The sequence below is a fragment of the Comamonas sp. C24C genome (assembly GCF_053345995.1).
The window spans coordinates 700,783-717,336 of record NZ_JBKFBC010000001.1 but is presented as its reverse complement, the minus strand read 5'-3'; the positions used below and the strand labels follow the sequence as shown (position 1 = coordinate 717,336).

Sequence of the window (16,554 nt, the reverse complement as noted above, 5' to 3'; positions counted from 1 at the left end):
TCAGCAACCCGCCTCAGCCCGCACGCTTGACGGCCGCATCGCACCAGCGCTGCGCCACCTGGGGCGAGGTACTGCAGACGGCATCGTGCGTGACCGTTGTCACGGCGCGCTCCAGCAGCTGTATATCGGCTTCGTGCTGGCGTGCCACATGCGGGTCTTCGAAGAAGATGGCGCGATGGCAGCGCTTTTCCAGCACCAGATCGGCAATCTGCGCATCGCCGCCCAGCGGACCGCTGTTGTAACGATCCACCCAGGGCTTGTCGGCAGGCCAGCCCTTGCTCCAGGCCATCTCGTTGAGCTTCTGACCCGTGGTGCCCGTGCCCACGCGGCGGCGGTAGCGGCTGAGCAGCTCGAAATTGCGCGCAGCAAAGTCCAGCATCGTGGGCTTCATGGCATCGTGGGCAATCAGCGCCAGCGTCTGACTCTCATAGTCGTGAAAACGGTCGGCATTGCGGTCACGCGCCAGACCGGCGTGAATGCGCTCCATCTCGATCCAGTCGCGCGTGGAGGCGACGGTGGAAAGAAAAGGCTTGCCGTGAATCACGCACTGGCGCTTCAAGGCCAGGGCTTCGGGGAAGATGGACGACGGGTCCACCGGGTCCATCAGGTAGATGGCGCCATCGAGAGTGCGCTCGTCACCCTCCATGCCGACCACTTCGGCCACCAGCCTCATGAGACCGCCCTCGCGGCCATAGGGGTAGCGCACCAGGCCTCTGTAGCCCTGGAGCATGCTGGCCGCCGTGATGGCGTCATAGGTGCGACCCACGGTATGGAAGCCCAGCTTGAGCTCGCGAATTCCGGCCTCGCAAGCGCGCAGCAGGGCAAACAGCGCGGCGTCCTCGGTTTGGTGGTGGAGTTTGTTGGCGGCAAGACCCAGGCAGATCGACATAGTGAACTAATCCTTCAAACAGGCTTCAAACGCTCGCAAACTCTGCGCAACCAGCTATGCATTTGCGGTTTGAAACACCCGCAAGAATATCGCCAATTCATGCACTCCAGATGACTGGGGCCAGGTCAGACAGCCATACTTGCACAGCACTTGACAGCCGCCCTCTTCCGTCGCACTCCTTCCATGTCCAAGACCCCACGCTTCTGCAGCCCCCGCCGCCTCGCGGCAGCACTCGGTCTGGCCTTGCTGCTGGCGCTCGCGATCTGGGGCATGCGCGAGATCGATGCCCGGCAGCGGGTCTGGATTTTTCAGCCCAGCGACCGCAGCTGGCCCGGTGCCAACACGGCCGGCATGCAGGAGCAATGGATAGACTTTCGCAGCCGCGACGGCAGCGCCGCCAGGCTGCACGCCCTCTGGATGCCATCCAGCGATGCGCGTGCCCCGCTGCTGCTGTTTCTGCATGGAGCGCGCTGGAATGTGACGGGCTCCTCGCCCCGCATACGGCGCCTGCAGGCCATGGGCTTTTCGGTGCTGGCCGTGGACTACCGCGGCTTTGGCAAGAGCAGCGCGGCCCTGCCCTCGCAGGCCTCGGCCGCCGAGGACGCCCGTGCCGCCTGGGACTGGCTGGGCCGCAAGGCCGCAGGCAGGCCGCGCTATATCTTCGGCCACTCGCTGGGCGGCGCCGTCGCTATCGATCTGGCCAGCTCCGTCAAGGACGAAAGCGGGGTGCTGGTCGAGTCCACCTTCACCAGCATTCCCGATGTCTTCGACTCCATGCGCTGGGGCTGGCTGCCCGTGAACTGGTTGATCACGCAGCGCTTCAATTCGGTCGACAGGGTGGCGGACATCGGCTCGCCGCTGCTGGTCGTGCACGGCACGGCAGACCCGCTGATTCCGGCCCGGCTGGGCCAGCAGTTGTTCGATGCGGCGCGCGAGCCCAAGCGCCTGATCCTGGTCGAGGGCGCCAGCCATCACAACACCCAGTCCAGGGCACTGGTGCAATATCGCCAGGCACTGCATGAGCTGTTCGGCCTGAATCCGCGCTGAGCGACATCGCCACATACTGTCTCGTCAGCATACGGATCAATCGACAGGCTCTGATAGTCTGTCTGGCTATGTCTGCTCCGCCTGCCCTTAATTCACAGCCAAATCCCGCTCAATCCCTTGATGAGCAAGCGAAGAGTGCTCCTGAATCTGCAGTTTTCGTGATTCTCACACTGGGGCTGCTGCTAGGCCTTCAGCCGCTGGCAACCGATCTCTATCTGCCCGCCCTGCCTCAGCTGCAGCAAGGCTTTGGCGCCCATGTCTCCCAGGCCCAGCTGACACTGACCGGCTTTTTGCTGGCCTTTGGCTGCTCGCAGATTCTCTGGGGCCCGCTGTCTGACCGGCTGGGCCGCCGCCCCGTCCTGCTGCTGGGCATCAGCGGCTATGTGATCGCCGCTCTGGGCTGCGCCAGCGCCCAGAGCATGGAAGCCTTGATTGCCTGGCGCAGCCTGCAAGGCGCAGCCCTGGGCGCCGGTGTGATGTGCGCGCGTGCCGTGGTTCGCGATCTCTATGCCCCGCATATGGGCGCTCAAGTCATGTCCAAGGCACTGACGGGCCTGGGCGTGCTGGCTTTTCTGGCGCCCATCAGCGGCAGCTTGCTCGTGGGTTGGCTGGGCTGGCGCTCCACCATGCTGGCCCAGGCCTTCATGGGCTGCCTGGCCTGGCTGCTGGTGGTGCTGCGCTTCAGGGAATCGATTCCCCAGCGCAACCCGCAGGCGCTGCAAGCGGGCAATCTGCTGCGCACCTGGTCGCGCATTGTGCGCAACCCCATGTTCCAGGCCTACAACCTGCTGACCTGCTTCAGCTATGCGGGCCTGTTCACCAATCTGGCGGCCTCTTCGTTCACCTACATCAACGTGCTGCATATGGACCGTACGCAATACGGACTGATGCTGGGCGGCAACGCGCTGTGCTATATCGCAGGCACCTTTGCCTGCCGCCGTCTGCTGCGCAGCATGAGCGTGCGGCGCGCCGTGGCCGTCGCGGGGGTGCTGTCGCTGACGGCCGGCTCCATCATGGGCCTGGCGGCCCTGGCCGATCTGCGCAGCATCTGGGCCTATGCCCTGCCCTTCTGTCTCTACCAGATCGCCCACGGCATTCACATGCCCTGCGGACAAAGCAATGCCATCGCGCCTTTCCCCCAGGCAGCGGGTACGGCCTCGGCGATCAACGGCCTGGTGATGATGCTCATGGCGTTTGCCATGGGACATTGGCTGGGGCTGAATCTGGATGCGGATTCCACCATGCCGCTGGCCTTCGGCATCTGGTTCTGGTCGGCCTGCACGGCCATCACGGCATGGACGCTGGTACAGCGTTTTGGCATCAGCAAATCATGATTTGAAATAAGATGTTTAGGTTATTTAAAAACCAATTTTTATTATTTTTCTTTTTATAGAGATTTTTTGAGAATGCCTGGACTGGCCAACGCGCCGCACTTCCGTGATCTCCAGCCATGCATTCCCGCCGCTTCTTTCTGCAGCAATCGCTGCTCGCCGCCAGCTCTGCTGGTTTTTCCCTGAACTCTCTGGCCAAGGCCGCCGAGAGCTCCGCCGTTCCTCAGGCCAGCCGCATTCTGGTGGGCTTTGGCGCAGGCGGTGGCATCGATCTGCTGGCACGTGTGCTGGCCGAAAGCATCGCCGCACAGCTGGGCAAGAGCCACTATGTGGTGGTGGACAACAAGCCCGGCGCCAACGGCCAGATTGCCGCACAGACGCTGCTCAACGCCCCCAGTGACGGCAGCACCTATCTGATCGCACCGCTGATCACCCCGGTGCTCTCGCAGATCGTCTACAAAAAGCCCGGCTACGATCCTGCTCGCGACTTCTCTCCGGTGGGTCTGCTCGCGCATTTCCAGTTCGGGCTGGCCGTCCCCGCCAAGCATCCGGCGCGCAATATTCAGGAATATGTGGCCTGGCTCAAGGCCAACCCTGAAAAAGCCAACTTCGGCAGCCCAGCCGTGGGCAGCCTGCCGCATTTCTTCGGTCTGCTGCTGGGCGAAGCGGCCGGCGTCAATATCGTGCATGTGCCCTACAAGGGGGGCCCGGCCATGATGACCGATCTGATCAGCGGCCAGCTGGCCTCCGCCATCCAGACCACCAGCGAGCTGGCGCCGCTGCACAAGGAAGGCAAGGTCCGCATTCTGGGCACTTTCGGCAGCCAGCGCGGCCGCGAACTGCCCGATGTGCCGACCTTTGCCGAAGCCGGCTACCCCAAGGCCACAGGCAGCGGCTGGTACAGCCTGTGGGCACGCAAAGGCACTTCGCCCGAAGCCATTGCCACCGTCAACCGCGCCGTCAACCACGCGTTGCTGGACCCAAAGCTGCAACCCAAATGGGCCGAACTGTCCCTGCAGCCCGACCCGCGCACGCCGCAGGCGCTGGAGCAGTTGCGCGTGGCCGAAGTCGCCAAGTGGCGTCCCGTGATCACCAACTCCGGCTTTACCATCGAATAAGCAGAACGACCGACTCATGACCGCTCCGAATATCGTTTTCATCCTGGCCGACGATCTGGGCTGGGCCGACCTGGGCGTCTATGGCGCCACCGATTTCAAGACCCCGCACCTGGACCGCCTCGCCGCTCAGGGCGTGCGCTTCAATCAGGCCTATGCCAACTCGGCCGTCTGCTCGGCCACACGCATCGCGCTGATCACCGGGCGCTATCAGTACCGGCTGCAGGCCGGGCTTGAAGAACCGCTGGCCCGCCATGGCGGGCAACTCGGCCTGCCGGCCGATCACCCCACGCTGCCATCGCTGCTCAAGCAAGCGGGCTACGACACGGCACTGATAGGCAAATGGCACCTGGGCAAGCCGCCCGCCTATGGCCCGCAGCGCAGCGGCTACGACTATTTCTTTGGCAACCACAGCGGTGCCATCGACTACTTCACGCACAAGCCCGGTGTGGGCGAGCAGTTCAGCCCCGACCTCTGGCAAGGCAACGAGCCCGTGGAGCGCACGGGCTACTACACCTACATCCTGGGGGATGAAGCCACACGCTATGTGCAGGAGCGCAAGGGCCAGGACAAGCCATTTTTCCTGTCGCTGCACTTCACGGCGCCGCACTGGCCCTGGGAAGGGCCCGACGACGAGCATGTCGCGCACAGCATCAAGGACCTTTTCCACTACGACGGCGGCAGCCTGAAGAAATATGGCGAAATCGTCGAGGCCCTGGACAAGGCCGTGGGCCAGGTGCTGCAGGCGCTTGATGACACCGGCCAGGCCGACAACACCATCGTCATCTTCACCAGCGACAACGGCGGCGAACGCTTTTCCAAGACCTGGCCCTTCACGGGCCAGAAGACCGAGCTGCTGGAAGGCGGCATCCGCGTACCTACGCTGCTGCGCTGGAGCGCCCGCATCCGGCCCCAGGTTCAGGAACAGGTCACCGCCAGCTTTGACTGGCTGCCCACGCTGCTGGCCGCGGCAGGTGCCAGGCCGCATCCCGACTTCCCCAGCGACGGCCAGAACATCCTGCCCATACTGGAAGGCCATGCTGCCCACACCGAGCGCAGCCTGTTCTGGCGCTACAAATCACAGGCCCAGCGTGCCGTGCGCCAGGGGCCCTGGAAATACCTCAAGATCAACGACAACGAGTTCTTGTTCAATGTGGAGGAGGACGCCCGCGAGCGCGCCAACCTCAAGGAGCATCAGCCTGAGATCTTTGCCAATCTGCGCAGGCAATGGGAGGAGTGGAACGAGCAGCTGCTGCCGATCAGCGCCGAAAGCTACAGCCACGGCCTCTCGCCCGATATTCAGGCCGACCGCTATGTGCCGGCACGGCTGAGCCAGGGCTAGGCTTGGCAGGTCACTAAGTCCCGCCGCAGCCGCAAGGCGGCAGGCTGCGTTATCCTTCACAACCAGCAAGAACCAATGACCGACGGTCATTGGTTCTTGTGCTTTGACCTGTACGGATTTCGCCCCATGACTGCTGCCCACGCCCTGCCCTGTATCGCCATTGCCGGCCCCACTGCCTCGGGCAAGACTGCGGCAGCGCTGGCATTGGCCGAGCGGCTGGCGCAACGCGGTCAGAAGGCCGAGATCATCAGCGTGGATTCGGCCCTGGTCTACAAAGGCATGGACATCGGCACGGCCAAGCCCACGGCGGCAGAGCTGGCCGCCGTCCCGCATCACCTCATCGACATCATTGATCCGCTGCAGGCCTACAGTGCGGCCGAGTTCGTGCGGGACACGCAGACCCTGGTTGCCGAAATCCGCTCCCGCCAGGCCATACCTCTGCTGGTGGGCGGCACCATGCTGTACTTCAAGGCGCTGATGGACGGGCTGGACGATATGCCCGCAGCCAACCCCGAAGTGCGCGCCATGCTGGACGCGCAGGCCGCCGAGCTGGGCTGGCCCGCCATGCATGCAAGACTGGCCGAGGTGGACCCCGTCACGGCAGCACGCCTGGCCCCCGGCGACAGCCAGCGCATCCAGCGCGCACTCGAGGTCTGGCATGTCTCGGGCAAACCGCTTTCAAGCTTTCATACGACCATGAAAAAGTCGGGCCCTGCCGAACAGATGGGACTTGCAACGCTTTTCTCTCTGGAGCCTGCAGAGCGAGCCTGGCTGCACCAGCGCATTGCACTGCGCTTTGATCTGATGCTGGAGCAGGGCTTCCTCGACGAAGTGCGCGGCCTGCGCGCGCGCGGCGATCTGCATCTGGACCTGCCCTCAATGCGCTGCGTGGGCTATCGCCAGGCCTGGGAAGTGCTGGACGCGCTGGAGGCCGATCCCTGCAAACCGCTGGACATGGCAGGCCTGCGCGAGCGCGGCATCGCCTCTACACGCCAGCTGGCCAAGCGCCAGATCACCTGGTTGCGCTCCATGCCCCAGCGCCATGCCATTGCCTGCGATGCGCCCAGCGCCCAGCAGCAATTGCTGGATGCTGCCATGGCAGCCATTGACGCAGCACAGCAGGCCGCAGGCTGAGGACCTTCCGCAGCAGCGTCCATCGTTAAGATCGCTGCATGACTGCCACCGACTCATCCCACGCCCATCCGCTGTTGCAGGTCAGCGACCTTGCCAAACGCTATGGCGAGGGCGAGGCCCAGACCACGGTCTTCGCCCAGGTGAGCTGCGAGATCACGGCCGGCGAATTTGTCGCCATCGTCGGCAACTCCGGCGTGGGCAAGTCCACCTTTCTCAACTGCCTGGCCGGGCTGGACAGCTGGCAGCAAGGCCGGGTTCTGCACAGCGGCACGGATCTGTCCACGCTCGATGAAGCCCGGCGCGCCATCTGGCGGCGCGCGCATCTGGGCTTTGTGTTCCAGGCCTTTCATGTCCTGCCCCATCTCGATGTGGCGCAGAACATTGCCCTGCCCCTGATGCTGCTGGGTCGCATGGATGACCAGGGTCTGCAGCGCGTGCAGCAGGTACTGCAAGCCGTGGGACTTGCAGGTCTGGGCCAGCGCCTGCCCCAGCAGCTCAGCGGCGGCCAGCTGCAGCGCGTAGCCATTGCACGTGCCCTGGTGCATTCACCGCCTCTGCTGCTGGCCGATGAGCCCACGGGCAATCTGGACCCGTCCACTGCTCAGCAGATCATGGATTTGCTGCTGCAGCAAACCCGCGACAACGGCACGGCGCTAGTGCTCGTCACCCATTCCGCAGAAGCGGCCAGACGAGCCGACCGCGTGCTGCGGCTGACAGCCGGCGGCATGCAGGCCGAGCTCTCGACATCGCAGCAAAGCGCGCTAAGCCTGTGACTTCACGCGCCCCGCTTCTGTTGCTGCTGACCAGCTTCTCCTGGCAGGAGTTGCGCCAGCACCCCTGGCGCACGGCCACGGCGCTGATTGCCATCATGCTGGGCGTGGCGCTGGGCTTTGCCGTCCATGTGATCAACCAGTCGGCACTGGACGAATTCTCCAGGGCGGTGCGCAGCGTCAACGGCCAGCCTGATCTGCAGCTGCACGCCATGCAGGGCGGCCTGCCGCTGGCGCTCTACCCCCAGGTGGCGCAGACCCCGGGCGTCGCCAGCGCCGTGCCCTGGGTCGAAACCACGGTGCTGCTGCCCGGCAGCAGCGCAGACCCGCAGACGCGCGGCACGCAAGGGGCAGTGCAGGGCGTGAGCTTGCGCGTGCTCGGCAGCGATGCCCTCAAGCTAGCCCCTGTCGCCCCGGCACTGATGCCGCGTTTGTTTGAGGGCGGTGACCGTCTCGATCTGTTTGCTCCCGACGCCGTGTTTCTCAATGCCGCCGCCTTGCAGGCCCTGCGACTGAGTCCTGAGCAGGCCGTCAACGCCCCCATGCATTGGCTGCTCAACGGCCAGGCCCAGCAGTTGCGCATTGCGGGCACGGTCGCCGCCAGCGGCGCACCGGTCGCAGTCATGGACATTGCCGCACTACAGCAGAAGCTCGGCCTGTTTGACCGCATCGACCGGCTGGATCTATTGCTGACCGACAGCGCCAGCCGCAGCCAGGTAAGCGTCGCCCTGCACGCATTGGCGGCCTGGCAAGACCAGATACTGATCCAGCAGCCCAGCGACGATCAGCAGCGCGTGGGCGAGATGTCGCGCGCCTACCGCGTCAACCTCACGGTGCTGGCGCTGGTGGCCTTGTTCACGGGAGCGTTTCTGGTGTTCTCGGTACTGGCGCTCAGCGTGGCTCAGCGCGCGCCGCAGTTTGCGCTGCTGGCCGTGCTGGGTGCCACGCCGGGCCAGCGCATGGCACTGGTGTTGCTGGAAGCGCTGGCGCTGGGGACTCTGGGCAGCCTGGCCGGTATTGCGCTGGGTACGGCACTGGCCTGGCTGGCGCTGCAGGTGCTGGGCGGCGATCTGGGCGGCGGATTCTTTGCCGGCGTGCAGCCCGCCCTGCACTGGAGTCCTGCGGCAGCGCTGATCTTCGGTCTGCTGGGCCTTGCCGCCACGCTGGCCGGCGCCTGGTGGCCCGCACGCGCCGCCATGGACCTGCCACCCGCGGCCACGCTCAAGGGGCTGGGCAGCACGCACGAGAGCGCTCCGCGCCTGTGGCCCGCTGTCACACTGCTCGCAGCCAGCCTGGCGCTGGCCTTTATGCCGCCGGTCGCAGGTGTCCCGCTGGCCGCCTATGTGGCCGTGGGCCTGCTGTTGCTGGGCGGCATGTCAGCCCTGCCCTGGTTGCTGGGTGCGGTGCTGGCACTGGTACCCAATGCCTTTTCACGCCAGCCGCTGGCCATGCTGGCACTGGAGCGAGCGCGGCGCATGCGCCACGCCACCACCGTGGCCGTAGGCGGCGTGGTGGCCAGCCTGAGCCTGGCCGTAGCCCTGACGGTGATGGTCACCAGCTTTCGCGGCAGCATGATGGAGTGGCTGGATGCCGTGTTGCCCGCTCCCCTGTATGTACGCGCGGCAGGCGGCTCCAGCCGTGTCGATGCTGCCCTGCTGCCGGCCGATGCGGCGCAGCGCCTGGAGCAGCTGCCCGGCATAGCGCGTGCCCAAGCCATGCGCAGCAGCCAGCTGGTACTAAGCCCCGAGCGCCCGGCCATCAGTCTGCTGATTCGCCCGCTACGGGGCGAGCAGGCCATGCAGCTGCCCTGGGTCGAGGGCCCCATCCAGGAAACGCGCCCGGGCATTGCCGTGCACATCAGCGAAGCCGTGGCCCAGCTCTATGGCCTGAAGCCCGGCGACACCTGGCCGCTGCTTTCCAAGGCTTTCAGCCATCAAACCCTTGACCAGCAATCGCCAGCAGCTTCCTTTTACATAGCATCCGTGTGGCGCGACTATGTGCGTCAGTTCGGTGCCGTCGCCCTGGACTGGCAGGACTATCTGGCGCTGGTGGGCAAAGCAGGCAATGCGGCGCAGATCAGCGAGATTGCCATCTGGCCGGAGACCCCTGGCCCCTTGTCTGGTGCCGATCTGCAAGCGGCGATAGAGCAGGCCCTCGGCACGCCGGGGCAGCCGCCCCCAGCGCTGGAATTTGTCAGCAGCCAGGCGCTGCGCGAGCGCTCCTTGCGCATTTTCGATCGCAGCTTTGCCGTCACCTACTGGCTGCAGGCCGTGGCCATAGGCATAGGCCTGTTCGGCATTGCGGCCAGCTTCAGCGCCCAGGTACTGGCCAGACGCAAGGAATTCGGGCTGCTGGCCCATCTGGGCCTGACACGGCGCAATGTGCTGAGCGTGGTTGCCGCCGAGGGTCTGGCCTGGACCCTGCTGGGCACCATCGCCGGCACGCTGCTGGGCCTGGGCGTGGCGGTGATCCTGGTGCATGTGGTCAATCCGCAGAGCTTTCACTGGACCATGGAGCTTCGCCTGCCTATGCTGCGCCTGCTGGCACTGGGCGCTGCCGTGGTGCTGGCCGGCGTCGTCACCGCGTGGCTGGCCGGGCGCCGGGCCGCCAGTGCCGATGCGGTGCTGGCCGTCAAGGAGGACTGGTAGCTATACCTGCACCCCTGTCACCGTTTTTCACACGATTGCGCCATGGCGCAGCGCACAATCAAACCTTAACCGCTGCGAGGAGTTCGTATGCAGATTCAGCCCTATCTCTTTTTCGATGGCCGCTGCGAAGAGGCCCTGGATTTCTACCAGGCCGCTCTGGGGGCAGAGATCACCATGCTGATGCGCTACAAGGATGCTCCGCCGCAACCCGAGTCATCGAGCCAGCAAGGCTGTGGCCCGGGACAGATGGATCCCGAAAAAATCATGCACGCCAATATCCAGATTGGCGAGACGCAGATCATGGCATCCGACGGCATGAACGGCGGCAAGCCGGACTTCAAAGGCTTTTCACTGTCCATCACCGCGCCCAGCGAGAATGAGGCCGATCGTATCTTTGCTGCCATCGGCGAGGGCGGCCAGGTACAGATGGCGCTGGACACCACATTTTTTGCACGCCGTTTTGGCATGGTGACCGACCGCTTCGGGGTCAGCTGGATGGTGATCGTTCCCCTGGTCGATATAGGCTGAGGCCGCGCAAAGCAGGATCTTCGGGCCATGGCTTTGCGCTGATCGGCTGGGCGACAATGGGCCATGCCTTACCAGCCCGCGACCTCCCAGCTCCCGCAACCGTCGTCTCGTGCCCTGTCACGCAGGCAGTCCCTGCAGACGCTGGCTGCAGCCGGTCTGGGGTGGGCCGGCCTGGGCCTGCCTCTGCCAGCCTCGGCTTTGCCGCTCAAGACCCTGCAGTTTCCGCGCGACTTCGGCAGCCACCCCGAGCTGCAGACCGAATGGTGGTACATCACCGGCCGGCTGCAGGCCGGCGGCAGGCCCTGGGGCTTTCAGCTGACCTTCTTTCGCTCACGCATCGAAGCCGCCCAAAGCCTGCAATCGACACTCGCGGCCAAGCAGCTGATCTTTGCCCATGCGGCCTTGTGCGATGTCGAGGGCCACAAGCTGCTCCACGACCAACGCATGGCGCGCGCGGGCCTGGGCCTGGCCGGAGCCAGCGAGAGCGATACCGATGTGCATATAGGAGACTGGTATCTGCAGCGTCGCCCCGTGCAAGGCCAAAGCGCCGCGCAGACCAGCCGTTACAAGGCTTTGCTGGCAACCAAGGACTTCACACTGGATCTTGAGTTTGACAGCACGCAGCCATTGCTGCTGCAGGGCCTGAACGGTCTGTCACGCAAAGGCCCACGAGAGGAACAGGCCAGCTATTACTACAGCCAGCCCCAGCTCAAGGTCGGCGGCTCCATCACCGTGGCCGGCCAGTCGCTGCCTGTGCAAGCCAGCGCACACAACCGCGCCTGGCTCGACCATGAATGCAGCGCGGCCATCATGGACCCGGAAGCCCAGGGCTGGGACTGGATAGGCATGAATCTCGATGACGGCAGCGCCCTCACTGCCTTTCATCTGCGCCGACGCAATGGATCGGCACTCTGGGCAGGCGGCTCATTTCGCGCACCGAACCGGAGCGCGCAAATCTTTGGCGCCGATCAGGTACGGTTCGAGCCGCTGCGCCACTGGAGCAGCCCGCACAGCAAGGCCAGCTATCCCGTGGCCTGGAGCGTGCAGACACCGGCGGGCCGTTTCGAAGTTCAGGCCCTGGTAGACGACCAGGAACTGGACAGCCGCGCCAGCACCGGCGCCATTTACTGGGAGGGCCTTTGCGAGCTGCGCCGCATAGGCGCCGATGGCACAAGCCGTCGCGTGGGCCAGGGCTACCTGGAGATGACAGGCTATGCGAACGCGCTACGGCTTTAGAACCTGGGACTTGCACACCAGAGCACCGAGCTGATCGAGCAGCAGCTGCAGATGGCGCTCGCGCAAGTTCTCCCCCAGCAGGTCGACCTGCAGCAGGCTCTGCCAGGTCGCGGCATGATCCACGCGGAAGCCGGACAGGGCCGAAATCAGATAGTGGACATCGACAGCGGTCGGCTGCTCCCTGAACAGGCCCTGCGCCACGCCGCGCTGCAGGATGCGCTCGATAGGCTCCAGCGCCGCCTTGCGCAACAGCTCGGTCTTGGAGATCTGGCCCAGCATCTCTCCGCTCTGGAAATTCTCCTGCAGCACCAGACGCGTGAACTCCCGGTTCTGCTCGTGATACTCGAAGCTCTTGCGCGCCAGCGCATGCAGCGCCTGCAAGGGCTCCAGCGCATCGAGATTGAGCAGCTCCTCGGACTCGCGGATATCCGAATAGCTCTGCTCTATGACTGCGAGATACACATCCTTCTTGTTACCGAAGTAGTAATACAGCATGCGCTTGGCACAGCCCGCCCTGGCGGCAATGCGCTCCAGCCGCGCCCCGTCATAGCCGTAGTTGGCAAACTCGGTCTTGCCCGCGTCCAGCAGGGCCTGGCGCATATCGGCCGAGGCCTCGTCTGCCGAAGGCTGCTGGCTCAGTGAATTTTCAGGACCTTGCTGCTCGCTCACGACCACATCTCCATTGACTCAAGCGCGCCAGCGTACATGAAAAAAGGCCCCCCACACTTCCCACGGCGTGTGGTCACAGCCCCTCCGAGAGGAGGCGCTTTTCATCTTGGGGCTGCACGGCGATGAAAAAAGCCATGGCTCTGACGAGCCATGGCTTTTCGGTTCAATGCCTGCGTCGCTTATTTGCCGCTATCGGGCAATGCGTAGGCAATCACATAGTCACCGCGGTCGGGCGACTGGCGGGCACCGCCGGCCGAGATCACCACGTACTGCTTGCCGGTTCTGGGCGACTTGTAGGTCATGGGGCCGCCCTGGCTGCCCACAGGCAGACGGCTCTTCCAGATTTCCCGGCCAGTGGCGCTATCCCAGGCGCGCAGATAGTAATCCTGCGTGCCGGCAAAGAACACCAGGCCGCCTTGCGTCGCCAGCGTACCGCCCAGCGTGGGCAAGCCCACCGGCATGGGCATGCGCATCTTGATGCCCATGGGACCCTGATCCTGCACCGTGCCCACAGGCACCTGCCAGACCACTTGCTGGGTCTTCATGTCGATGGCGGTCAGCGTGCCGAACGGGGGTTTCTGGCAAGGGATACCCAGCGGCGACATGAAACGATCCTTGATCACCGCATAGGGAGTGCCGCCCAGCGGTACCTGGCCCATGCCGGTGTTGGGCGCCTCGCCGCCGTCGGACAGCTTGTCCTTTTTCTGCTGCGGCATCATCTGCACCCACAGACCCAGGCGCATGTCGTTCACAAAGATCAGGTTGTTGCCGGGGTCCGCAGACAGACCGCCCCAGTTCATGCCGCCCAGCGAGCCCGGAAAGCTCAACGACACATCGGTGCCTGGCGCAGTGAACAGGCCTTCATAGCGCATGGACCTGAACTTGATGCGGCAGATCAGCTGATCCACCGGCGTCGCGCCCCACATATCGGCTTCGGTCAGGGTCTTGGTGCCGATCTGCGGCATACCCACGGAAAGAGGCTGGGTCGGAGCATATTTTTCGCCGGGAATATGACCGGGCTTGACGGCAATGTCTTCCACCTTGGTCAGCGGCTTGCCGCTGTGGCGGTCCAGTACGAAGATCTGACCGGCCTTGGTGCCGACCACCAGCGCGGGGGTGCTTGTGCCGTCCTGCAGGGGGAAGTCGATCAGCGTGGGCGCCATGGGAATGTCGAAGTCCCACAGATCGTTGTGCACGGTCTGGTACACCCATTTTTCCTTGCCCGTGGCGGCATCCAGCGCGAGGATGGAGGCGCCGTACTTCAGGTCCACCGCAGAGCGCGTGGCGCCATACAGGTCCACCGAGGGCGAGCCCATGGGCAGGTAGACGGTGTTGGAGCCGGGGTCGTAGGTCGTGCCTGCCCAGACATTGGCCGAGGAACGGGTGTAGGTCTGGCCAGGCTTGAGCACTTCATTGGGCGTGGCCGATCCGGAGTCGAATGCCCAGCGCTGCGCACCGCTCACCACATCGAAGCCGCGGATCACGCCGCCAGGCATGTCCACCTGCACGTTGTCGGCCACGCGACCACCGACCACCACCGTGGTGCCTGCCACCGTGGGGGCCGATGTCAGGGTGTAGAACGCGGGATTGGAAATAGTGCCGACGCCCTGCTTGAGGTCGACCACGCCGTGATCGCCGAACTCGTCGCAGAGCTCGCCATTGTCTGCATTGATGGCAAACAGGCGCGCGTCGATGGTGTTCATGAGAATGCGGCGCTTGCAGGCTGCGCCGGCTGGCAGACTCACTGCCTGCACGGGAGTCGATCCCGGCACGCTGGGCTGGGCCAGTGCTGCATCCGCATCAAAGTAGGCCAGGCCGCGGCAACGCTCCCACACACCGCCCACATGGGAGTTGGTGTCATGGCGCCACAGCTGCTTGCCGGTATCGGCGTCGAGTGCAATCACATTGTTGCTGGGCGTGCAGACAAACACCTTGTCGCCCACCTGCAGCGGCGTGGTCTGGTCTTCGGCGCCAGCACCCGTGGATTGGGGAACGTCGCCGGTGTGGAAAGTCCAGGCCACCTGCAAACGGTTCACGTTGTCCGCGTTGATCTGATCCAGCGCGGCAAAGCGGTCATTGTTGCTGCTGTTGCCGTAATGGCTCCAGTCCTTTTGCTCACTGGCTGCATCCACGGGCTTGCGGGTCACGGCAGACTGGGGCTGCACCTCGGGGTGGATCTGGAACATGGACACAAAGGCCGCCATGCCAGCCAGAAGCAGGACCGCTGCGCCAACAAACGGCGCCTTCCTGGTCGGGGCATTGATCGGCCCCCCAGCCTTGCGCAGCAAAGGCATGCTGGCCAGTACCGCCACGGCGGCAAAAGTCAAGGCCAGCAGCCGCGAAATCAGGCTCCAGTAATCGAGGCCGACTTCAGCCAGCGCCCACAGCACGGTGGCGGCGAAAGTGGCCAGATAGAACCATGCACCGCTCGCTCGGCGGCGAATCAGTTGCAGGCCGGACAGCAGCAGTCCCAGGCCAGCGAGCAGGAAGTACCAGCTGCCGCCCAGGCTGATGAGCTTGCCACCGCCTATCAAGAAGAACAGGCCGGCAAGCGCCAGCGCCGCCCCCAGTACCCAGAGCCAGATGCGCGCAGCCAAGGGCTGCGCCTGCTCCTGATGTGTCATATCGAACCTCGAACTGTATGAGCCCGCGTGCGCACCGACATCCGGTCGCAGCTAGGCATTTTCTGGAATGAGAAAAAAAGTCCATTGTTGTGAGAAATAAAGTCCATCGCTTGCAAACGTGTACCAGCAATTTCAGGAATCTCTGAAATTTCCGTTTTTACTAAGGATTCAAGGCAACAAAAAAGGCCGCGGATGCGGCCTTTGGAGAGAGGATAAAGCGCCTTATTTGCGACGCTGCAGCCAGGCGATCAGCTCGCCCATGATGCCCTTGCGGAACAGCAGCACACACAGCACAAAGATCAGGCCGGTGACGATGGTGACCGATTCTCCCAGCGTGCCAAACCATTCCACTCCCGTGATGTGCGCAAGAAAGGTACCGAACTCGCCGATCTTGTTTTCCAGCGCCACGACGACGGCCGAACCCAGCAGCGGACCCGACAGCGTGCCCAGGCCACCCATCAGCGTCATCAGAATCACATGCCCGGAGGTGGTCCAGTGCACATCGGACAAGGTCGCAAAGCCGAGCACCAGAGTCTTCAGAGAGCCGGCCAGACCCGTCAGGGCCGCAGAGATGACAAAGGCCAGCAGCTTGAAGCGGTTGACGTCATAACCCAGCGAGATGGCGCGCGGCTCGTTCTCCTTGATGGCCTTGAGCACCTGCCCGAATGGCGAATGGATGGTGCGCACGATGAGCAGAAAGGCAGCCATCACGATGACCAGAGCCACGTAGTACATGACCATATCGCTGCTCAGGTCGATCACGCCGAACAATTTGCCGCGCGGCACGCCCTGCAAGCCGTCTTCGCCGCCCGTGAACTTGGCCTGCAGTGCGACAAAGAACAGCATCTGGGCCAGCGCCAGCGTGATCATGGAGAAATAAATGCCCTGGCGACGGATGGCCAGCCAGCCAAAGATCAGGCCCAGCAGACCGCCGACCAAGGTGCCCAGCAGCATGCCGACTTCGGGCGTGAAGCCCCAGGCCTTGATGCTGTAGCCCGCCACATAGGCGGCACCGCCCAGAAAAGCCGCATGGCCGAAGGACAGCAGCCCCGTATAGCCCAGCAGCAGATTGAAGGCCGAAGCAAACAGTGCAAAGCACATCAGCTTCATGACGAAAACGGGATAGGCACCGAGGAAGGGCGCGACGATCAGGCCCAGCAGCAGCAGGCCGTAGCCCACGGGGGCAATGCGTTGAACAAGCGTCTTGGATTTCATGTCGTG

At 64.2% G+C, this 16,554-nt stretch carries 13 protein-coding genes; 9 read left to right on the top strand and 4 right to left on the bottom strand.

Translation table 11 applies throughout. The features are described 5' to 3' along the window. Positions 1-13: 13 nt before the first annotated feature. Complete coding sequence (locus ACLBXN_RS03260; protein WP_003057776.1) at positions 14-889, bottom strand: methylglyoxal synthase; 876 nt, start codon at positions 887-889, stop codon at positions 14-16. Between the two features lie 183 nt (positions 890-1,072). Here ACLBXN_RS03260 and ACLBXN_RS03255 point away from each other — a divergent pair, with 183 nt between their 5' ends. The 9 genes from ACLBXN_RS03255 to ACLBXN_RS03215 all read left to right on the top strand — a co-directional run bounded on the left by ACLBXN_RS03255 (position 1,073) and on the right by ACLBXN_RS03215 (position 12,040). Further along, positions 1,073-1,936: an alpha/beta hydrolase gene (locus ACLBXN_RS03255; RefSeq protein ID WP_447611116.1), complete on the top strand. Its 864-nt coding sequence runs from the start codon at positions 1,073-1,075 to the stop codon at positions 1,934-1,936. A gap of 158 nt (positions 1,937-2,094) precedes the next feature. Further along, complete coding sequence (locus ACLBXN_RS03250) at positions 2,095-3,270, top strand: multidrug effflux MFS transporter (RefSeq protein WP_275054121.1); 1,176 nt, start codon at positions 2,095-2,097, stop codon at positions 3,268-3,270. A gap of 116 nt (positions 3,271-3,386) precedes the next feature. Further along, positions 3,387-4,385 (top strand): tripartite tricarboxylate transporter substrate-binding protein, encoded by a 999-nt coding sequence (locus ACLBXN_RS03245; RefSeq protein WP_447611115.1) that lies wholly within the window; start codon positions 3,387-3,389, stop codon positions 4,383-4,385. 16 nt (positions 4,386-4,401) lie between these two features. Continuing rightward, positions 4,402-5,724 (top strand): sulfatase family protein, encoded by a 1,323-nt coding sequence (locus ACLBXN_RS03240; RefSeq protein ID WP_447611114.1) that lies wholly within the window; start codon positions 4,402-4,404, stop codon positions 5,722-5,724. Between the two features lie 126 nt (positions 5,725-5,850). Continuing rightward, positions 5,851-6,858 (top strand): tRNA (adenosine(37)-N6)-dimethylallyltransferase MiaA, encoded by a 1,008-nt coding sequence (gene miaA, locus ACLBXN_RS03235; protein ID WP_447611113.1) that lies wholly within the window; start codon positions 5,851-5,853, stop codon positions 6,856-6,858. Between the two features lie 38 nt (positions 6,859-6,896). Further along, entirely contained in the window at positions 6,897-7,631 is a 735-nt protein-coding gene (locus ACLBXN_RS03230; protein WP_447611111.1) for an ABC transporter ATP-binding protein, read from the top strand. Further along, the gene (locus ACLBXN_RS03225; protein ID WP_447611110.1) at positions 7,628-10,276 is read left to right on the top strand and encodes an FtsX-like permease family protein; all 2,649 of its coding nucleotides are present in this window, start codon (positions 7,628-7,630) and stop codon (positions 10,274-10,276) included. Before ACLBXN_RS03230 ends, ACLBXN_RS03225 begins: the two co-directional genes overlap by 4 nt. An 87-nt stretch (positions 10,277-10,363) precedes the next feature. Further along, entirely contained in the window at positions 10,364-10,804 is a 441-nt protein-coding gene (locus ACLBXN_RS03220) for a VOC family protein (RefSeq protein WP_043006309.1), read from the top strand. A gap of 63 nt (positions 10,805-10,867) precedes the next feature. Next, positions 10,868-12,040 carry a lipocalin-like domain-containing protein gene (locus ACLBXN_RS03215; protein WP_447611109.1) on the top strand — a complete coding sequence of 391 codons (1,173 nt, stop codon included), beginning with the start codon at positions 10,868-10,870 and terminating at the stop codon, positions 12,038-12,040. Here the strand turns inward: ACLBXN_RS03215 and ACLBXN_RS03210 are convergent. The 3 genes from ACLBXN_RS03210 to ACLBXN_RS03200 all read right to left on the bottom strand — a co-directional run bounded on the left by ACLBXN_RS03210 (position 12,029) and on the right by ACLBXN_RS03200 (position 16,548). Beyond that, the gene (locus tag ACLBXN_RS03210; RefSeq protein ID WP_050872276.1) at positions 12,029-12,709 is read right to left on the bottom strand and encodes a TetR/AcrR family transcriptional regulator; all 681 of its coding nucleotides are present in this window, start codon (positions 12,707-12,709) and stop codon (positions 12,029-12,031) included. The two genes, ACLBXN_RS03215 and ACLBXN_RS03210, sit on opposite strands and share 12 nt — an antisense overlap. Before the next feature lie 179 nt (positions 12,710-12,888). Then, positions 12,889-15,333, bottom strand: a complete 2,445-nt coding sequence (locus ACLBXN_RS03205; RefSeq protein ID WP_447611108.1) for a membrane-bound PQQ-dependent dehydrogenase, glucose/quinate/shikimate family — start codon at positions 15,331-15,333, stop codon at positions 12,889-12,891. A gap of 222 nt (positions 15,334-15,555) precedes the next feature. Continuing rightward, entirely contained in the window at positions 15,556-16,548 is a 993-nt protein-coding gene (locus ACLBXN_RS03200; RefSeq protein WP_447611107.1) for a branched-chain amino acid ABC transporter permease, read from the bottom strand. Between the last annotated feature and the right edge of the window lie 6 nt (positions 16,549-16,554).